Consider the following 18,236-nt stretch of genomic DNA (forward strand, 5'->3'; position numbering starts at 1 on the left):
CCGGCGGCTACTCGGCGAGCGCCGCCTTGCGCTTCAGCAGGGCCTCGAACAGCTCCAGCGGCACCGCCCGCAGCACCAGCGCGACGCCGCCGTAGACGAGCACGGCGGCGACCGCGGCGACCGCATCGGGGATCGGCAGCAGGACGCAGAGCGCACCGAGCGCGGCCGCGAGCAGCAGCTTCGGCACGTAACGCAGGTCGGGGCGCAGCTCGGGCCGGACCCGCGTCAGCATCGCCAGCGCCGCAATCGCGAGCGAGACCTCGCCGACGCTCGCCGCCAGTGCGGCGCCGTTCGCCTCCCACAGCGGGATCAGCGTGCAGCCGAGCGCCAGGACCGTGACGAGCGCGAACACGTTGACGGCGACCAGCGCGCGCTGCTGCTGCACCGCTATGAGCGCGAACGTGCCGACCTGCGTCATGAACGCGCCGGCGATCGCGACCGACTGGATCCGCAGCGGGTCGGCCGCCGCGGCGAATCTGTCGCCGCCGAGCAGCAGCACGATCGGCTCGGCGCCGACCGCCAGCACGAGCGCCAGCCCCAGGCCGAGCAGCAGCGCGGCCTCGCCCATCCGCTGCAGGGCGTATCTCAGCCGCTCCTGGTCGGCGACGTGCGCGTGCGCGAGGATCGGGAACGCCGCGCCGAGCATCATCTGCGGGACGCCGAGCAGGATCTCCGAGACGCGGTACGAGGTCGCGAACAGGCCCGTCTGCTCGGCCGTCGCGAGCAGCGAGCAGATGATGATGAGCGCACGCACGTAGGTGGTGTTGACGACGGAGCTGAGCGCGACCGGAGCGGCCTCGCGCAGCAGCGGCTTCCACTCGCTCCATGCGAAGCGCGGCGCGACCCAGCTGCCGATGCCCACGAGCGCGAGCGCCATCCCGACCGCGGCGGCGCCCGCGACGGCGTACACGGCGAAGAACGGCACGAGCCCCGATCCCGCCACGACGAGCGCGACGATGCCGGCGACGATGACCAGCTGGCGGACGAAGTCGACCGCCGTCACGGCCCCGAAGCGGAGGTCGACGCTGAGCGGCATCACGAGCGTCATCGCGACCGTCGCGAGCACGATGCCGAGGCCGGCCAGCACCGTGCCGGTCACCAGCGCGTGGGGATAGCCGGCGACGACGGCGAAGAGGACGCCGACGAGCACGCCGAGCGGCGTCAGCACGAGGCGGATCCCGACGAGGTCGGCCAGCAGCGTGCGCCGCCGCGCCGCGTCGGCGTGCACGTAGAGACGCTGGCCGACGACGGTCAGGCCGGCGTCGGTCAGGCCCTGCACGACCGTGACGATCGCGATCACCGTCGTGTACTGGCCGAAGCGCACGACACCGAGATGGCGCAACAGGAAGACCGACGCCACGGCTGTCAGCACGAGCGCCGCGCCGTAGCCGGCGACGCGTATGATGCCGCCGCGGATCGCACGCTGACCGGCGTCGGGCGCCGTCAGCGCCGCGTGCCGGTCGGAGTCGTCGGGTTCGGTCATGCGCTCGCGGACCGTAGCGGAACGCGGCCGCGGCATCGGAACCCCGGCCGCGCTGGGCGCGCGCTTGCGGACGCTCGCCGCCGGTTGCCCTAGAATTCCACGCCGAAATCGAGTTCGTGTCCGCGCGGGGCGGCGTTTCGGGCAAGTGCGCAACCTTTCGCGGACTCGCTCGTTGGGATACGCGACAGGCTCACCTCGACGTCCCCCAGCGACCATCGCATGTCCACCTCCTCCTTCGAAGTCATCCCACCGGCAGCGCCCACGACGGCACCCTCGCGGCCCGTGCCTCCGTTGCCGGCCGTCGAGCAGGCCCCGGTCCTCGACCTCCCGCTCGCGGTCACGGACTACGAGCGCGTGCTCGACTGGGTCGACGCCGCGGTCGCCGTACGCGCCAGCGAGTACGTCTGCGTCGCGGCCGTGCACACGGTGATGGAGTCGCGCGAGGACGACGCCCTGCGCGGCGCCGTCGCCGGCGCCGCGTTCACCGTCCCCGACGGGCAGCCGCTGGCCTGGGCGCTGAGAGCGCTCGGCCATGACATCGCGGCGCGCGTCTACGGTCCCGAGCTGATGGCGCGCTCGTGCGCCCGCGCCGCCAGCAGCGGCCAGCGCCACTACCTGTACGGCGGGCGCGATCAGAGCGCACTCTTCCGGCTCACGCTGAGGCTGCGCCAGCGCTTCCCCGGCCTGCGGATCGTCGGCGGCTACTCGCCGCCGTTCCGCGAGCTGACCGAGGCGGAGCTGGACGCGGTCGCCGCCGACATCAACCGCGCCCGCCCCGACGTCGTCTGGGTCGGGATCGGCGTGCCGAAGCAGGAGAAGTGGATGGCCGCGATGCGCGATCGCCTCGACGCGCCGGTGCTCGTCGGCGTCGGTGCCGCGTTCGACTTCCACGCCGGGCTCGTGCCGCAGGCGCCGCACTGGATGCAGCGCTCCGGTCTCGAATGGGCGTTCCGGCTCAAGCAGGAGCCGCGCCGGCTGTGGAAGCGCTATGCGCGCCACAACCCCCGCTTCGTCGCCGGTTTCGCCCGCCAGTGGGCGAGCGACCGGCGCGCCCGCGACTGACGCGCGCCGGCGGTCTCGTGACAGGACGCTCGACCGCCGCGACGCCGTGGCTTGCGCTTGCGGCGATCGTGCTGCTCGCAGCCGCGCTGCGCTTCCCGACGCTCGCGACGCAGAGCGTCTGGTTCGACGAGGCCGCCACGTGGGAGCTGACGCGCCTGCCGTTCGGCGAGATGCTGAGCGCGCTGCCCGACCGCGAGAGCAACCCGCCGCTCTACTACGTGCTCGAGTGGCTGTGGACGAGAGCGTTCGGCGACGGCGCGTGGGGGCTGCGCTCCCTCTCGGCCGTGCTCGGCACGCTCGTCGTCCCCGTCGCGTACGGGATCGGCCACCGCATCGGCGGCCCCCGCGCCGGCCTCGCGACGGCCGCGCTGATCGCGGTCAACCCGCTGCTGGTGTGGTTCTCGCAGGAGGCACGCAGCTACGAACTGGTCGTGCTGCTGAGCGCCTGGTCGCTGCTGCTGTTCCTGCGTTCGCTCGACGACGACCGCCCGCGCGTGCTGGCGTGGTGGGCCGCCGCCTCCGCGCTGGCGCTCTGCTCGCACTACTTCGCCGCGTTCGTGCTCGCGCCGCAGGTCGCCTGGCTGGTGTGGCGCCATCCGCGTCGCCGCGCGGTGCTCGCCGCGGTCGGCGGGCTCGCCGTCGTCGGCCTCGCGCTGCTGCCGATGCTGCTCGAGCAGCGCGGGAACCCGTACGACATCGCGGGTGCGTCGATCGTGGTGCGGCTGCTGCAGGTGCCGAAGCAGTTCCTGCTCGGCTACCGCGGCCCGCTCGCGCTCGCCAGCGGTCTCGCCGGCGCAGCGCTGATAGCCGGCGCGCTGTGGCTGCTCGCACGGCACGCACGCAACGCCGTGCGCGAGCGCGCCGTGCTGGTCGGCGGCATCGGCGCCGTCGGCGTCGTGCTGCCGGCCGCGGCGGCCGTCCTCGGCGCCGACTACCTCAACGCGCGCAACGTGATTCCCTCGCTCGTGCCGCTCGCGGCGGTCCTCGGGGCCGGCTTCGCCGTCACGAGACCACCGCGGATCGGGCTCGCGCTGCTGACCGCGCTCTGCGCGATCTCGCTCGGCGTCGTGGTCGTGGTCGCCGCCGACCAGCAGTATCAGCGCCCCGACTGGAAGGGCCTCGCACGGGCGCTCGGCTCCAGCGGGGAGCCGCGCGTGCTCGTGGTCACCCCGGCCAACGGCGAGGCGGCGCTGCGCTTCTATCGGCGCGATCTGCGCACGCTGTCCGACGCCGGCACCAGGGTGAGAGACGTCGCCGTCGTCTCGGTCGCGACGTCGAGCGGTCCCGGTGACCCGCCCGTGCTCCAGCAGCAGTACGGCGCCGGGTTCCCGCCCGGCCTGTACGACTTCGGCCCGCCACGGGCGACGAGAACCGGCGCCTGGACGACCTTGAGATTCCACCAGCCGGCGGCGACGCTCGTGCAGCCGCTGCCGATCTCATCGATCCGCTTCGGCGAGCGTCCGCCGAGCGTCGCGCTGCTGCCCGCGACGAGATGAGCCGGCGCCCCGACCCGATACCCTCTTGCCGGTGAGCCCTCCCGTCACCGACGTCGCGGTCATCGGCCTCGGCCGAGTGGGCCTGCCGCTCGCCCTCAGCTTCGCCGATCGCGGCCTCAACGTCCTCGGCATCGACAACGACGCGGACCGCCTCGGCGCGATCGCCGGCGGGCGGATGCCGTTCAAGGAGACCGGCGGCGACGAGCTGATCGAGCGCGTCCACGCCGGCGGCCGCCTGCGCACCTCCGACCAGGTGACCGACGCCGCGGACGCCGACGCGATCGTGCTGACGCTCGGCACGCCGTCGTTCTCGCACATCGAGATCGACATGAGCGACATCCGCTCGGTGCTCGACGACCTGCTGCCGCTGCTGCGCCCGGGCCAGACGATCGTGCTGCGCTCGACGGTCGCGCCCGGAACGACCGAGTTCGTCGCCGGGTACCTGGAGCGCAAGCGCGGCCTGCGCGCCGGCGAGGAGATCTTCGTCGCGCACGCGCCCGAGCGGATCGCCGCCGGCCGCTTCCTGGAGGAGATCGACTCGCTGCCGTGCATCGTCGGCGGCGTCGGCGAGGCGTCGGGCGAGCGCACGGCGCGCCTGTTCGAGGTCTTCGACGCCGAGATCGTGCAGACGACGCCGGTGCAAGCCGAGCTGGCGAAGATCTGGGCGAACATCATGCGCTACACGACGTTCGCGCTGCCGAACCTGCTGATGATGGACTGCGAGCAGTACGGCGCGAACGTGTTCGAGGTGATCGACCTCGTCAACCGCGACTACCCGCGCGGCGGCCTGGCGCAGCCCGGCTTCACCGCCGGCACCTGCCTGCGCAAGGACTTCGCGTTCTCCGAGGAGCGCTCGAACGCCCCCGGCATGCTGCTCGCCGTCTCGCGCGTGAACGAGTCCGTCCCGAACTTCCTCGTGCAGGGGATGAAGCGGCGGATCGACGGCGGGACGCTCAACGGCGCGAAGGTCGCCGTCCTCGGGCTCGCCTTCAAGCGCGACACCGACGACGAGCGCGACTCGCTCGCGCACAAGCTCGTGCGCCTGCTCGAGCGCGAGCTGGCCGACGTCGCCGTCCACGACCCCCACGTCGCAAGCCCGACGCAGCCGCTCGACGCGACGCTGCGCGACGCGGACGTCGTCGTCGTCGCGGCCAACCACTCCGAGTTCGGCATGCCTGCCACCCAGCAGGCGATCGCCGCGCTCGCCGCACCCGACGCGCTCGTCGTCGACCCCTGGAACTGCCTCGGCAGCGGCCAGGTGTTCGCGTTCGCCGACGAGCTGGCACTGATCCCAGGAACGGAGTCCTCCCACCAATGACCCGCGTGCTCGTCACGGGCGGCGCCGGCACGATCGGCGCCGCGGTCGTCCGCCGCCTGATGCGCGACCCTGCCTACGAGGTGCGCGTCTCGGACCAGCGCACGGCGCCGCAATGGATGCGCGAGGCGTGCGAGATCCACACCGGCGACCTGCGCGACGTCGAGCAGGCGCGCGCGGCGATGGACGGCTGCCCGCTCGTCATCCACCTCGCCGCGATCGTCGGCGGCATCGGCAACTTCCACAAGCTGCCGCACACGCTGACCGAGGTCAACAACGGGCTCTACAACGCGATCTTCCGCGCCGCGCTCGACCACGGCGTCGAGCGCTTCACCTATGTCTCCTCCTCGATGGTGTTCGAGAACGCGACCGAGTACCCGACGACCGAGGCGTACCTGCCGCAGTGCCCGACGCCGACCTCCGCGTACGGCTTCTCGAAGCTGACGGGCGAGGTCTACTGCCGCGCCGCGCACGCCGAGCACGGTCTCCCCTACACGATCTGCCGGCCGTTCAACGCCTACGGACCGGGCGAGATGCCCGACCCCGAGCCCGGCATCGCGCACATGGTCCCGGACGTGATCAAGAAGGTGCTCGGCGGTCAGAAGCCGCTGGAGATCTTCGGCTCCGGCAAGCAGACGCGGACGCTCACGCACATCGACGACATCGCCGACGGGATCGTCGTCGCGACCGGCCACCCCGCCGCGCTCAACGAGGACTTCAACATCTCCGCCTCGGAGGAGCTGACGATCGCCGAGACCGCGCGGATCATCTGGGAGGAGTGCGGCGAGGATCCGGCGGCGTTCAGACTGAAGCACCTGCCGACGTTCGAGGTCGACGTGGTGCGGCGCTGGCCGTCGGTCGAGAAGGCGCGCGAGCTGCTCGGCTGGGAGTCGCGCATCAGCGTGCGCGAGGGCATCGCGCAGACCGTCGCGTGGCTGCGCGAGCAGGACCTCACGCAGTCCAGCCACCTCAGCGCGCTGGGGAAGTAGCTGGTGGGCGCGGTGGCCGCCGCCGGCGCCACGATCGTCGTGCCGACGCGCGGTCGCCCCGGCTATCTCGACGTCGCGCTCGCGTCGCTCGCACCGCAGGCCGCCGCCGCGGGTGCTGAGCTGGTCGTCGTGCTCGACGGCCCCGACCCGGCGAGCGCCGCGGTCGCCGAGCGGCACGCCGCGCGCGTCGTCGCGCTGCCCGCGCCGCGCGGCCTCAACGCCGCCCGCAATGCCGGTCTCGACGCCACGCGCGGCGACCTGATCGCGTTCGTCGACGACGACGTCGCCGCGCCGCCCGGCTGGCTGCCGGCGCTGCTCGCGGCCGCCGCCGCGACGCCCGAGCGCGACGTCTTCACCGGTCCGATCCGGGCGGTGCTGGAAGGCGGCGGGCCGCACGCCTGCGGCCGCGACGCCCCGCCGATCACGGCGTTCGACGCCGGCCCGGCCGACGCCGACGTGCCGCTCGCATGGGGCGCGAACATGGCGATCCGCCGCGCGGCCTTCGAGACGGTCGGCCGCTTCGACGAGTCGATCCACAACGGCGGCGACGAGGAGGAGTGGCAGGAGCGGCTGCACGGCACCGGCGGTCGCGTCCGCTACATCGCCGCCGCCGGGCTCGACCATCGCCGCACGCGCGCGGACGCGACGCTGCGCCGGCTCGCGCGGGCGAACTTCCACCGCGGCCGCGCCGGGCGCCGCAACGACGTCCGCAAGGGCGTCGCGCCGTCGGCGACCGCCGAGCTGCGCACGTTCGCGGGCTGCTGCTGGCACGTCGCGCGCCGGCTGTGCCTGAACGGGGTCGTGATGGCCGCCCACAGCGCCGGCCGGCTGCGCGAGCTGGTGGCGTCGCGATGAGCGAGCCGGCGGCCGACGCCGCGCGCGCGGGCGGCGACGCCGCCGACCCCTTCGCCTCCGGCGAGTCCGGCATCGTCGCCGGCGTCCGCGCGAACGTGCGCACGCGACTGCAGGACGCCGCGCTCGACGCGCTGCGCGTCGCGCGGCTGGAGCCGTGGCGGCTGCACCGCGCCGCCGCGGCCGCGCCACCGCGCCGCCGCGTGCTCGTGCTGGGGATCGAGCGGACCGACCGCGCGAACCTGATGGCAGCGGCACGCGCCGAGCTGCGGCGCTCGCGTCACGACGTCGAGATCGCGACGACCGACGTCGGCGGGCGCGGCAAGTGGGAGAACCTCAACGCGCTGCTCGCCGGCCATCCGGCCGACGGTCACGACTGGCTGATGGTGATCGACGACGACGTCGCGCTCCCGCACGGCTTCCTCGACGACTTCCTGTTCCTCGCCGAGCGCTTCGACCTGCGGCTCGCGCAGCCCGCCCACCGCCGCCGCTCGCACGCCGCCTGGCGCGTGACGCGGCGCCGCCCGCGCAGCGTCGTGCGCGAGACCGGCTTCGTCGAGATCGGGCCGATCAGCGCCTTCCACTCCTCCACGTTCTCCACCCTGCTGCCGTTCCCCGACCTCGTCGCCGGCTGGGGGCTCGACGCCCACTGGGCCGCGCTCGCGCACGCGCGCGGGTGGCGGACGGGGGTCGTCGACGCGACGCCGATCCGTCACGTCGTGCGGCCGATCGCCGACAGCTACCGCCGCGACGACGCGCTCGCGGAGGCGCGCGCCTTCCTCGCCGAGCGACCGCACGTGACCGCCGCCGAGGCGCAGCGCACGACCGCGACCCACCGGGGCTGGGCGTGACCGCAGGCGGCCCGCGCGTCGCGATCGTCGCCGAGTACTACCCGCGCGCCGCGGACCCGGTGCTCGGCGTCTGGGCGCACCGCCAGGCACTCGCCGCGCGCGACGCCGGCGCGGACGTGCGCGTGCTCGTCCTGCACCGGCCGCTGCCGCCGCTGGCGGCCCTCAAGCGCGGCGACCTGCCCGCCCTGCGCGCCGCGCTGCGGCAGCCGCGCCGCGTGCTGCTCGACGGGATCGAGGTCTCCTACGTGCCGTACGTGTCGCCGCCGCGGCCGTGGAGCTACGGCGCCTGGGGCGCGTGGGCGGCGCCGGCGCTGAAGCGGGCGCTCGGCGACCTGCACGAGCGCTTCCCGTTCGAACTGGTGCACGCCCACTACGCGGTGCCGGCGGGCGACGCCGTGCGACGCGCGCTGCCCGGCGCGCCGCTCGTCGTCTCCGTCCACGGCGGTGACGTGCTCGCGACGGTGCAGCGCAGCCCGTACGCGCGCCGTGCCGTCGCGCACACCTTCGCGCACGCCAAGCTCGTGCTCGCCAACAGCGCCGGCACCGCGGCGCGGGTCCGCGCGGCCGGCGGCGACGAGGGCGCGATCGAGGTCGTCCACCTCGGTACCGAGCTGCCGCCGGAGCCGCCGTCGCGCGACCCCGCCGCCGAGCCGCTGCTCGTCACCGTCGGCCACCTCGTCGCGCGCAAGCGCCACGCCGACGTGCTGGAGGCGCTCGCGCGGCTCGCCCCGGCCCATCCGCGGCTGCGCTGGACGATCGTCGGGGACGGGCCGGAGCGCGAGCCGCTGCGCGCGGCCGCCGCCCGCCTCGGCGTCACCGACCGCGTCGAGTTCACCGGCCAGCTCGACCCCGCGCGGGCACGTGCCCGCGCCTGGAGCGCCGACCTGTTCGTGCTCCCGAGCGTCGACGAGGCGTTCGGCGTCGCCTACGTCGAGGCGATGGCCGGCGGCGTGCCGGCGATCGGCTGCGCCGGCGAGGACGGCCCCGACGAGATCGCCGCGGCCGGCGGCGGCCTGGTGCGCGTGCCGCCGCGCGACCCGGCGGCGCTCGCGAGCGCGATCGACCGCCTCCTGCGCGACACGTCGGCCCGTCGCGAACTCGGCGCGCAGGCGCGCGCGACCGTCGCGGCGTCGTTCACCTGGGAACACTGCGGAAGCGCCACGGTGGCGGCGTACCGGCGCGCGCTCGCGCGCTGACGCCGCCCCTGACGCGACGTGTTTTCAGGCGCGAACGGCGGGGTACCAGCCGGGCAAGGTGTTCTCCCGACCCGGCGCGCCTCGGGTCGGGAGGCACCTCAGCCGCGCTGGTCCTGGTCGACGGAGGCCGCCCCCGGTCCCGGGCTTCCGTCGCCAGCGCGGCACCCCTTCGGCGCTGCCGGAGAGGAGTGCCGGCTCAATCGGCCGGCGCTCCTCTCCCGCGCTGGAGGGCGTGCAAGTGCGCAACTTGGCCGCATTCGGCCCGTTGGTGCCCTTGAAAGCAGACGACGCCCGCAGGGCCGGGACACGGCCCCTTGCTAGCGTTTGACGACTCCGGGGGCCCGCAACGGCCCCCGTTCTCCATGAGCAAGCCGAAAATCCTCATCGCACTGGTCGTCCTGAGCGGCCTTCTCGCGGCGCCCGCGCTCGCGGCCAGCCCCGACTCGATCATCAAGGACTGCTCCAGCTCGCCGACCGGCGAGCTGCAGAAGCAGTACTCGAACGGCGATCTGCGCAAGGCCCTCAAAGAGGTCAACGGCGACGTCGCCGAGTACACCAACTGCTACGACGCGATCAGAAACGCGATGCGCGACGGGTCCAGAAGAGGCGACGACGGCGGCGACGGCGACGGGACGAGTCCCGGCGGCGATCCGGGCACAGGCGGAACCGGCGGCGGCAGCGGCGGCGGCGGCCTCGGCTCGACCGGTGGCGGCGGGGTCGACGGCGGCGACGGCAGCGGCGGCGGCACCCCCGCCGGCGGTCCGGCACCCGCCCCCGTGACCCCGCAGCCCGGCAGCGGCGAGCCGGTCAAGCTGGCGGGGACGACCGTCACCCCCAGCATCCCGGCGACGCTCGAGCGCAACGGGCACGAGCTGCCGCCCGCGCTGATCGGCTTCCTCGCCCTGTTCGGCGCCGGCGCCGTCGGCGTCGCCGCGACGACCATCGGGCGACGTGTCCTCGCTCGCAGACGCATCTGAGAACGAGCACACGCGGGTGACGCCGGCTGCCGCACCGCGCGCTGCCGGCGCGTCCGGCGTGGCGCTGCGGCTGCGGCGCGGGCTGTCCGCGCACCCGGACGTGCTCGTGACGATCGCGCTCGCGGGGCTGCTCGTCGCCGTCTGCTTCACGATGGGCGGCGGCAGCTCGCTGGAGCGCACGACGAAGCCCGAGATCGTGCTGACCCTGCTCGGCGCCGCCGCTGCCGCGACGGCCGCCGTGCTCTCGCCGCCCGGCCGCCGCCTGTGGGGCGGACTGACGCTGCTGCTGTTCGGCGCGCTGACGGCGCTCAGCGCGGTCTCGATCTCGTGGTCGATCCAGCCAGCCGACACATGGGTCTACGTGAACCTGCTGTTCGCGTATCTCGGCGTCTTCGCAGGCGCGATGGCGCTCGTGCGGATCGCCTCCGAGCGCTGGTCGGCGATCCTCGGAGCGGTCGTGCTGGCGGCGTTCGTCGTCGCCGGCTACTCGCTCGTGACGAAGGTCTTCCCGTCGCTGGACCCGCTCGACGTCGCACGCGTGCGCGCGCCGTTCGACTATTGGAACGCGGTCGGTCTGATGGCCGCGCTCGGCATCCCCGGCTGCCTCTGGCTCGGCGCGCGCCGCGACGGGCACGCCGCGCTGCGCGCGCTGTCGGTGCCGGCGCTCGCGGTGCTGCTGATCTCGGTGCTGCTGTCCTACGGCCGCGGGGCGATCATCGTGACGATCGCCGTCTGCGCGCTGTGGTTCGCGATCGTGCCGCTGCGGCTGCGCGGCGCCGCCGTGCTCGGCGCCGCGACGGTCGGCGCCGCGGTCGTCGGGGCGTGGGCGCTCGCCAACGACGCGCTGTCGGTCGACGGCATCCCGCGCGACGTGCGCACCGACGCCGGCGGCGACCTCGGGCTGCTGCTGCTGCCGGTTCTGATCGTGATGCTCGGCGCCGGCCTGTTCGTCTCCTTCGCGACCTCGCGCTCGACGCTGCGGCCGGAGACGCGGCGCGGCATCGGCACCGTCCTGCTCGTGCTCGTCGCGCTCGTCCCGATCGCCGTCGTCGGCAAGCTGGCGACGTCGGACCGCGGCCTGACCGGCTCGGTCAGCCACGCGTGGGACAAGCTGACCGATCCGGCCGCCACGCAGCCCGGCAACGACCCGAGCCGGCTCAGCCAGGTCGGCGGCGTGCGCGCGCGCTACTGGGACGACGCCTTCAAGATCTGGAGATGGTCGCGCCTGACCGGTGTCGGCGCCGACACCTACGGCACCGCCCGCCGGCCGCTGCAGAGAGACAAGTACCGCGCCGGGCACGCGCACGGCTACGTGCCGCAGACGCTCGCCGACCTCGGCTGGATCGGCCTCGGCGTCAACCTCCTGCTGCTCGTCGCCTGGCTCGGCGCGGTCGTACGCGCGACCGCGCTGCGCTCGCGCTGGCGGTTGGGCGCCTGGTCGCTGGCGGCTGTCCGCGCACGCTCGCCGAAGGTGCCGGTACCCCGCCGCGCGCCGGAGCCGTGGACCGCGGAGCGGATCGGGCTCGTGACGCTCGCGACGACAGCAGTCGCGTTCGGGCTGCACTCGGCGATCGACTGGACCTGGTTCATCCCCGGCACGGCGATCACCGGCCTGCTGTGCGCGGCGTGGGTCGCCGGCCGCGGGCCGCTCGCCGACCCGCCCCCGCCGGGCCGTCTGCCGCGCCCGCTGAGCGCCGCCCGCGGCCGCCTCGCGGCGGCCGCCGCGATCGTGCTGATCGGCATCGCCGGCGCGTGGGCGATCTGGCAGCCGCAGCGGTCGGTCAACGCCGAGAACGCGGCGCTCGACGCGCTCGACGCGAACAGGCTGCCGCAGGCGCACGCGGACGCCGAGCACGCCGCCGACGTCAACCCGCTGTCGATCGACCCGCTGCTGACGCTGTCGGCGATCGAGGTCGCACAGGGCAGAGCGGGCGAGGCGAGAGCGACGCTGGAGCGCGCGGTCGACCTGCAGCCGGCGAACGCGGAGGCGTGGCAGAACCTCGGTCAGCTGCAGCTCGACCAGGGCGACCCGAGAGCCGCCGCCGCGACGCTGCAGGCAGCCGTCTACCTCGACCCCTTCGCGCAGATCGCGCAGCAGGCGCTGGCCGAGGCGCAGGCGCAGGCCGGCATCGCACCGACGACCCCCGCCCCGCCCGCCGGGACGCCGCCGGCCGGCACGCCGTAACCCACCAACTCGCGCACCCGGCGTGCGCTTGGGGCCCGGAACCGCTCCAATCGCGTCATCGCGCAACTCGAACGTCCCTGAGCGGGGTATCCGTGACGTGATGGCGACGCAGCAGCTTCCAGCGACGGCGGTCGACGCCGATCGCCTCGCGCTCGCGCGCGTGAGCGCACTGCCGCTGCACGTCTTCCGCGACGAGCACCTGGCGACGCAGCTCAGACGCGCTCTCGCCGCCGAGCACGTCGCCGACCTGCGAGCGCTCACCTCCCGGATCGCCGCCGACCCGGCCGCCCGCGCGCGCTTCCGCCGCTCGATCGCCGTCTCGGTCTCCGGCCCGTTCCGCGACCCGCAGCAGTTCACGCTGCTCGAGCGCGAGCTGCTGCCGCCGCTGCTGGAGCAGTCCGGCCGCGTGCGCGTCTGGTCGGCCGGCTGCGCCGACGGCTCGGAGCTGGTCTCGCTCGGTCGCGTGCTGCGGAAGCTCGGCGCGCTCGACCGCGCGCAGCTGCTCGGCAGCGACCTGCTGGAGGAGAACCTCGTGCGCGCCCGCCGCGCCGACCTCGACGTGCCGCCCGAGATCCGGATGCGCCTGCGCTGGGAGCAGCGCGACCTCGTCACCGCGCCCCCACCGCCGGGCAGCTGGCGGCTCGTGCTGTGCCGCAACGTCGCGATCTACTTCACGCCGGCCGCGCGCACGCAGCTGGAGCACACGCTCGCGAGCGCGCTCGCGCCCGGCGGCGTGCTGCTGCTCGGCCGCTCCGAGCGGCTGCGCGACCCGGCGGCGCTGGGGCTCGTCCCCGCCGGCCCGAACGCCTATCGGCGGACGACGTGAGGGGGCGCGGGCTCAACGGGCGGCTGCTGGCCGGCTCGCTGATCCTGCTGCTGCTCGTCGCCGCTGCCTTCGCGGTCACGTTCGCGTCGATCGACAGGCTGCGCGACGCCAACCGCGACCTTCAGCGCGCGCTGACGGCGGTCTCGGCCGCCGACCGCATCGAACGGCTCGCGATCGACGCGGAGACCGCGCAGCGCGGCTTCGTGATCGCCCAGGACGAGAGATTCCTCGAACCGTACGAGGCGGCGCTGCGCGAGCTGCCCGGAGCCGAGGCGCAGCTGCTGGAGGCGATGCCGGAGGGAGACGCGGATCGACGCGCCAACGCGATCGCGGGGATAGCGAAAGTCGACGCCTACGTGAAGGGCTTCGTGACCGACCAGATCGCGCTCGTGCGACGCGACCCCGCGGCCGCGCGGGAGGTCGTCGCCAGCGGTGCCGGCAAGCGCAGGATGGACGCGATCCGCGCCGACTTCGCCGTCACCGAGCGGGCCGAGCGCGCCCGCGCGAGCGAGGTCCGCGAGGACGCCGACGACGCCGCCCGGCGCGCCGTGCTGTTCGCGCTGCTCGGTCTGCTCGGCTGCCCGCTCCTCGTGCTCGCCTACGCCGGCTACCTGTCGCGCCTCGTCGTCGCGCCGATCCGGCGCGTCGCCGGCGCGGCACAGAGGCTGGCGAGTGGCGACCTGACGGCGCGCGTAAACGAGGGCGGCGTCGCCGAGGCGGGCGTGCTCGCGCGCTCCTTCAACACGATGGCGTCCTCGGCCCAGCACAGCCGCGACGAGCTCGAGAACCAGAACGCCGAGCTGGAGGCACAGCAGGGCGAGCTGGAGCGGACGCTCGACGCGCTCGCGGACGAGAAGGAGCGCGCCGAGGCGTTCCACCGCGTCGTCGCGCGCGTCTCGGCGGCGGCCGAGCTGGACGACCTCGCCCGCGTGCTGCTGAGCGAGATCGGCGACCTGCTCGGGGCCGACGTCGGCACGCTCTACGCGCTCGACGTCAGCGACCCCGACGGCCCGCTCGTGCTCGCGGGCGCGCGCGGCTTCGACAGCGCCGCGCTGCCGAGACGACTCGTCAGCGGCGCCGGCCTCGCCGGTCGCGCCGTCGCGGAGAGACGCGCGGTCCACGCGTCGCACGGGACCGCCGACGGCACGGGCGGCGAGTCCGGCGGCGACGCGATGCGGGTCGCCACGCTCGCGGGCGAGGCGCAGGTCGGTCACGAGCTGCACATCCCGCTGCTCGGCCCGACGCGGGTGGCCGGGGTGCTGTCGTTCGGCCGCGTCGGCGACGCCGCGTTCGCGGGCAGCGCGATCGACCTCGCCGGCCGGCTCGCCGAGCCGGCCGCCGTCGGCCTCGTGCGCGCGCTGGCGACGCAGTACGCGCAGCATCAGGCGGCGGTCAACATGGCCGTGCTGGAGACGGCGCAGGACGCGTACGTCGCGGCCGACGGCGACTCGTTCGTGATCGAGTGGTCGCCGCAGGCCGAGGCGATCTTCGGCTGGACCGCCGAGGAGGCGATCGGCCGGGCGATCCCGGACCTGATCGTGCCCGACCGCGACCGCGACTTCTTCGCCCGCTGGAGCGCCCAGCTGCTCGACGACGCCGAACGCTCCGCCACCGAGACGCGGCGCTTCGAGCTGGTCGCCCGCCACAAGGACCGCCACGAGCTGACGATCGAGCTGTCGATCGTGCCGCTGCGAATCGGCGGCGGCTGGCGGCTGAACGCGTTTGTGCGCGACATCAGCGGCCGCGTGCTGCGCGAGCGCGAGCGCGAAGCGCGCAGCGACGTCAGCCGCGTGCTCGCCGAGGTCGAGGGGCGCGAGCAGCTGATCGAGCCGACGCTCGCGGCGCTCGGCGAGGCGCTGCAGTGGCCGGTCGTCGTCTTCTGGCTGCCCGGCGAGCACGACCGCCTCACCTGCGCCGGGACGTGGCAGGACCCGTCCGCCGACGGGCTGGCGCCGCTCGTGCTGCAGACGCGCACGACGACGCTCGGCGGCGGCGCGGGACTCGCGGCGCGCGTCTGGGAGAGCGGCAAGCCGGGTTGGGAGCGGACCGAGAGCGACCGCCTCGCGCGCGGCCGCGCCGCCGCCGGCGCAGGGCTGCGGATCGCCGGCGCGATCCGCGTCGGGCACGGCGCCCACGCGCTCGGCGTGCTGGAGTTCTGGCAGCGCGACGCGGCGCCGCCCGACGCCGAGCTGTTCGACACGCTCGACGCGATCGGCGGACAGGTCGTGCAGGTCGCGCAGAAGCGCGCTGCAGAGGCCGAGGCCGACCGCCTCAAGAACGAGTTCTTCGCGCTCGTCTCGCACGAGCTGCGGACGCCGCTGACGTCGATCGTCGGCTACGTCGAGCTGGTGCTCGAAGGCGAGGTCGGCGAGGTCAACGACGAGCAGGCGCGCTTCCTCGGGATCGTCGAGCGCAACGGCAAGCGGCTCCAGCGGCTCGTCGGCGACCTGCTGTTCGTCGCGCAGGTGGAGGCGGGAACGCTCAACCTCGAGCACGGCGACGCGACGCTGGAGGCGATCGTCCGCGACGCCGTCGACGGCGCCCGGCCGCGCGCCGAGCAGGTCGGCGTCACGGTCGCCGCGGAGACCGAGCCCGTGCCGCCGATACGCGGCGACGCCGACCGGCTCGGCCAGCTCGTCGACAACCTGATCTCCAACGCGCTCAAGTTCACGCCGTCTGGCGGCGACGTCACGGTGACGCTGCGGATCGACGGCGACGAGGTCGCGCTGGCCGTCGCGGACACCGGCATCGGGATCCCGGCGGACGAGCAGGCGCGGCTGTTCGACCGCTTCTTCCGCGCCTCGACCGCGGTCGAGGGCGAGATCCCCGGGATCGGCCTGGGGCTGTCGATCTGCCAGGCGATCGCGGAGGGCCACGGCGGCCGGATCGAGGTCGAGAGCGAGGTCGGGCGCGGCACCACCTTCCGCGTCGTGCTGCCGTTGCGCGCACGCCTCGCCGACGCCGACGCCGCCGCCGACACGCCGGCGGCGCACGCCGCGACGAGCGGGAACGGAGCGAGGCGGACGTGAGCGAAGGCAGAACGCGAATCCTCGTCGCCGACAACGACGAGGACATCCTCACGCTCGTCGCGTTCCGGCTGGAGCGGACCGGCTACGAGGTGCTCGTCGCGCGCGACGGGGCCGAGGCGCTCGCTCGCGCGCGCGAGGAGCTGCCGGATCTCTGCGTGCTCGACGTGATGATGCCCGAGCTGACGGGCTACGACGTCACGCGGCGGCTGCGCAGCGACCCGCTCACGCGCGCGATCCCGGTGATCCTGCTGACCGCTCGCGTGCAGGAGGCCGACGTCGACCGCGGCTTCGACGCCGGCGCCGACGCGTACGTGCGCAAGCCGTTCAGCCCGCAGGAGCTGCGCGACAGGGTCGCTGCGGCGCTGGAGGCGCGGGGCGCTAGAACGCGCCGCGCTGGGTGAAGACGGCCGGCACCGTCTTCAGCAGGATCACGAGGTCGAGCGCGACCGACCAGCGCTCGAGGTAGAGGAAGTCAAGGCGCACGAGGTCGTCGAAGTCGAGCTCGGAGCGGCCCGAGACCTGCCACAGGCCGGTGATGCCCGGCAGCACGAGGTAGCGCTTCTTGTGCCATTCCTCGAGCTTCTCGAAGTCGCGCAGCGGCAGCGGGCGCGGCCCGACGAGCGACATCTCGCCGCGCACCACGTTCACCAGCTGCGGCAGCTCGTCGAGCGAGAACCTGCGCAGGAAGCGCCCGACCGGCGTGATGCGCGGGTCGTCGCGGATCTTGAAGAGGGCGCCGTCGGCTTCGTTGAGCGCCTCCAGCTCCTCGTCGCTCACGCCCGCGTCGTCGGTCATCGTGCGGAACTTGAGGCAGTCGAACGGGAGGCCTCCGATCCCCGGCCGCGTCGAGCGGTAGAAGACCGGCCCGCGCGAGCTGAGCTTGACGGCGAGCGAGAGCGTCAGCAGCAGCGGCGAGAGCAGCGTCAGCAGCAGCAGCGATCCGATCAGGTCGAACGTGCGCTTGACGGCGAAGTCGATGCCGTCGAAGACCGGCGGCTTGAGCTTGAACAGCGGGACCGACTGGCCGGGCACGAACTCCGCCCGCTGGACGAGGATCTCCATCGTCGACGGCGCGATGTTGACGTCGACGCCGCGCTGGTGACAGACGTCGACCAGCTCGACGGCCTGCTCCTGCGGGAAGTCCGGGTCGGCGATGATCACCTCCTGGACGCGGTCCCGCTCCAGCACCGCCCCGAGGTCCGCGAGCGAGCCGAGCGAGCGCAGCCCGTTGTCCGGTCGCGGCGTCAGCGAGATGTAGCCGACCGGCTCGATCTCCTTGCCGGGCGTCGCGGCGAGCGCGTGCGCGACCTGATCGATGTGCTTGCCGCTGCCGACCAGCAGCGCCCGGCGCGTGTAGCCGGCTCTGCTCAGCAGCCACCCGGTCACCTCCGTGTGGAGCCAGCGGAACGACGACACGTAGAGGATCGAGAAGCCGAGCGATGCGTAGAAGATGTAATAGCTGGAGAAGTCCTGCCCGCTCGCGAGCGCGAAGATCAGGGCCACGAGCGTCACCTGGAACAGCGACGCGACGATCTTGGGCAGCCCGGGCCGTCGCGGCCGGTCGGCGTAGAGGTCCGAGCGCGCGAACAGCAGCACCGTGACGAGGTAGGCGAAGGCGAGGAAGTCCTCGGTCTGCCCGGAGGCGAGTCTCAGGGCCGGGCCGAGCTCGTGGTTGCCCTTGATCAGCAGCTTCAGCAGCAGCGCGGTGAAGAGCGCCAGCCAGACGCCGGCGAAGTCGAGCGCGAGCAGCGAGACGATCCGCATGAACTTCCGCAGCGTCGCCATCCGCAGCACGAACGACAAAGCCGGCGGGCGCTTGCGGCGCACGTCTCTGTCGGACATGGCGGGCACCAGGGTGCCGTCGCCCGTCTCGTGCTGCTGGTCGACGTTCAGCGCGCCGTTCGCCACTCGATGCATGACCTCCTTCACTGCAACGGGCCGGAAGGGTCGGAGTTCCGGCCTTTCGCCGTGTGCG

The 18,236-nt window shown here is 74.2% G+C and carries 14 protein-coding genes; 12 read left to right on the forward strand and 2 right to left on the reverse strand.

Annotated elements, in window-relative coordinates; all coding sequences use genetic code 11:
• Positions 1 to 7: 7 nt before the first annotated feature.
• On the reverse strand, positions 8 to 1,483 hold the full coding sequence (locus CWOE_RS27645) for an oligosaccharide flippase family protein (RefSeq protein ID WP_012936959.1): 1,476 nt from the start codon (positions 1,481 to 1,483) through the stop codon (positions 8 to 10).
• A gap of 282 nt (positions 1,484 to 1,765) precedes the next feature.
• Between CWOE_RS27645 and CWOE_RS27650 the strand changes: the two genes are divergently transcribed.
• From CWOE_RS27650 to CWOE_RS27705, 12 genes are all read left to right on the forward strand, one after another.
• Positions 1,766 to 2,545: a WecB/TagA/CpsF family glycosyltransferase gene (locus CWOE_RS27650; RefSeq protein ID WP_236262190.1), complete on the forward strand. Its 780-nt coding sequence runs from the start codon at positions 1,766 to 1,768 to the stop codon at positions 2,543 to 2,545.
• Between the two features lie 17 nt (positions 2,546 to 2,562).
• Complete coding sequence (locus CWOE_RS27655) at positions 2,563 to 4,041, forward strand: glycosyltransferase family 39 protein (RefSeq protein WP_012936961.1); 1,479 nt, start codon at positions 2,563 to 2,565, stop codon at positions 4,039 to 4,041.
• A 31-nt stretch (positions 4,042 to 4,072) separates the two neighbouring features.
• On the forward strand, positions 4,073 to 5,359 hold the full coding sequence (locus tag CWOE_RS27660) for a nucleotide sugar dehydrogenase (protein ID WP_012936962.1): 1,287 nt from the start codon (positions 4,073 to 4,075) through the stop codon (positions 5,357 to 5,359).
• Positions 5,356 to 6,345, forward strand: a complete 990-nt coding sequence (locus CWOE_RS27665; RefSeq protein WP_012936963.1) for an NAD-dependent epimerase/dehydratase family protein — start codon at positions 5,356 to 5,358, stop codon at positions 6,343 to 6,345. The genes CWOE_RS27660 and CWOE_RS27665 overlap by 4 nt, the downstream gene beginning before the upstream one ends.
• A 3-nt stretch (positions 6,346 to 6,348) precedes the next feature.
• A complete protein-coding gene (locus CWOE_RS31645; protein ID WP_012936964.1) occupies positions 6,349 to 7,200 on the forward strand; it encodes a glycosyltransferase family 2 protein in 852 nt (283 codons plus the stop codon).
• Positions 7,197 to 8,048 (forward strand): DUF707 domain-containing protein, encoded by an 852-nt coding sequence (locus tag CWOE_RS31650; RefSeq protein ID WP_012936965.1) that lies wholly within the window; start codon positions 7,197 to 7,199, stop codon positions 8,046 to 8,048. Before CWOE_RS31645 ends, CWOE_RS31650 begins: the two co-directional genes overlap by 4 nt.
• Positions 8,045 to 9,244: a glycosyltransferase gene (locus CWOE_RS27680; RefSeq protein WP_012936966.1), complete on the forward strand. Its 1,200-nt coding sequence runs from the start codon at positions 8,045 to 8,047 to the stop codon at positions 9,242 to 9,244. The genes CWOE_RS31650 and CWOE_RS27680 overlap by 4 nt, the downstream gene beginning before the upstream one ends.
• A 362-nt stretch (positions 9,245 to 9,606) precedes the next feature.
• On the forward strand, positions 9,607 to 10,221 hold the full coding sequence (locus CWOE_RS33715; RefSeq protein WP_012936967.1) for a hypothetical protein: 615 nt from the start codon (positions 9,607 to 9,609) through the stop codon (positions 10,219 to 10,221).
• Positions 10,196 to 12,406 (forward strand): O-antigen ligase family protein, encoded by a 2,211-nt coding sequence (locus CWOE_RS27690; protein WP_148261193.1) that lies wholly within the window; start codon positions 10,196 to 10,198, stop codon positions 12,404 to 12,406. Before CWOE_RS33715 ends, CWOE_RS27690 begins: the two co-directional genes overlap by 26 nt.
• 100 nt (positions 12,407 to 12,506) lie before the next feature.
• Positions 12,507 to 13,232: a CheR family methyltransferase gene (locus tag CWOE_RS27695; RefSeq protein ID WP_012936969.1), complete on the forward strand. Its 726-nt coding sequence runs from the start codon at positions 12,507 to 12,509 to the stop codon at positions 13,230 to 13,232.
• Positions 13,229 to 16,261, forward strand: coding sequence for an ATP-binding protein (locus CWOE_RS31660; RefSeq protein WP_012936970.1), 3,033 nt, complete (start codon positions 13,229 to 13,231; stop codon positions 16,259 to 16,261). Before CWOE_RS27695 ends, CWOE_RS31660 begins: the two co-directional genes overlap by 4 nt.
• Entirely contained in the window at positions 16,258 to 16,662 is a 405-nt protein-coding gene (locus CWOE_RS27705; RefSeq protein ID WP_012936971.1) for a response regulator transcription factor, read from the forward strand. The genes CWOE_RS31660 and CWOE_RS27705 overlap by 4 nt, the downstream gene beginning before the upstream one ends.
• Here CWOE_RS27705 and CWOE_RS27710 read toward each other — a convergent pair.
• Positions 16,640 to 18,178: a sugar transferase gene (locus CWOE_RS27710; protein ID WP_012936972.1), complete on the reverse strand. Its 1,539-nt coding sequence runs from the start codon at positions 18,176 to 18,178 to the stop codon at positions 16,640 to 16,642. The two genes, CWOE_RS27705 and CWOE_RS27710, sit on opposite strands and share 23 nt — an antisense overlap.
• Between the last annotated feature and the right edge of the window lie 58 nt (positions 18,179 to 18,236).

This window comes from Conexibacter woesei DSM 14684 (assembly GCF_000025265.1).
In the GTDB taxonomy this organism is placed as follows: domain Bacteria; phylum Actinomycetota; class Thermoleophilia; order Solirubrobacterales; family Solirubrobacteraceae; genus Conexibacter; species Conexibacter woesei.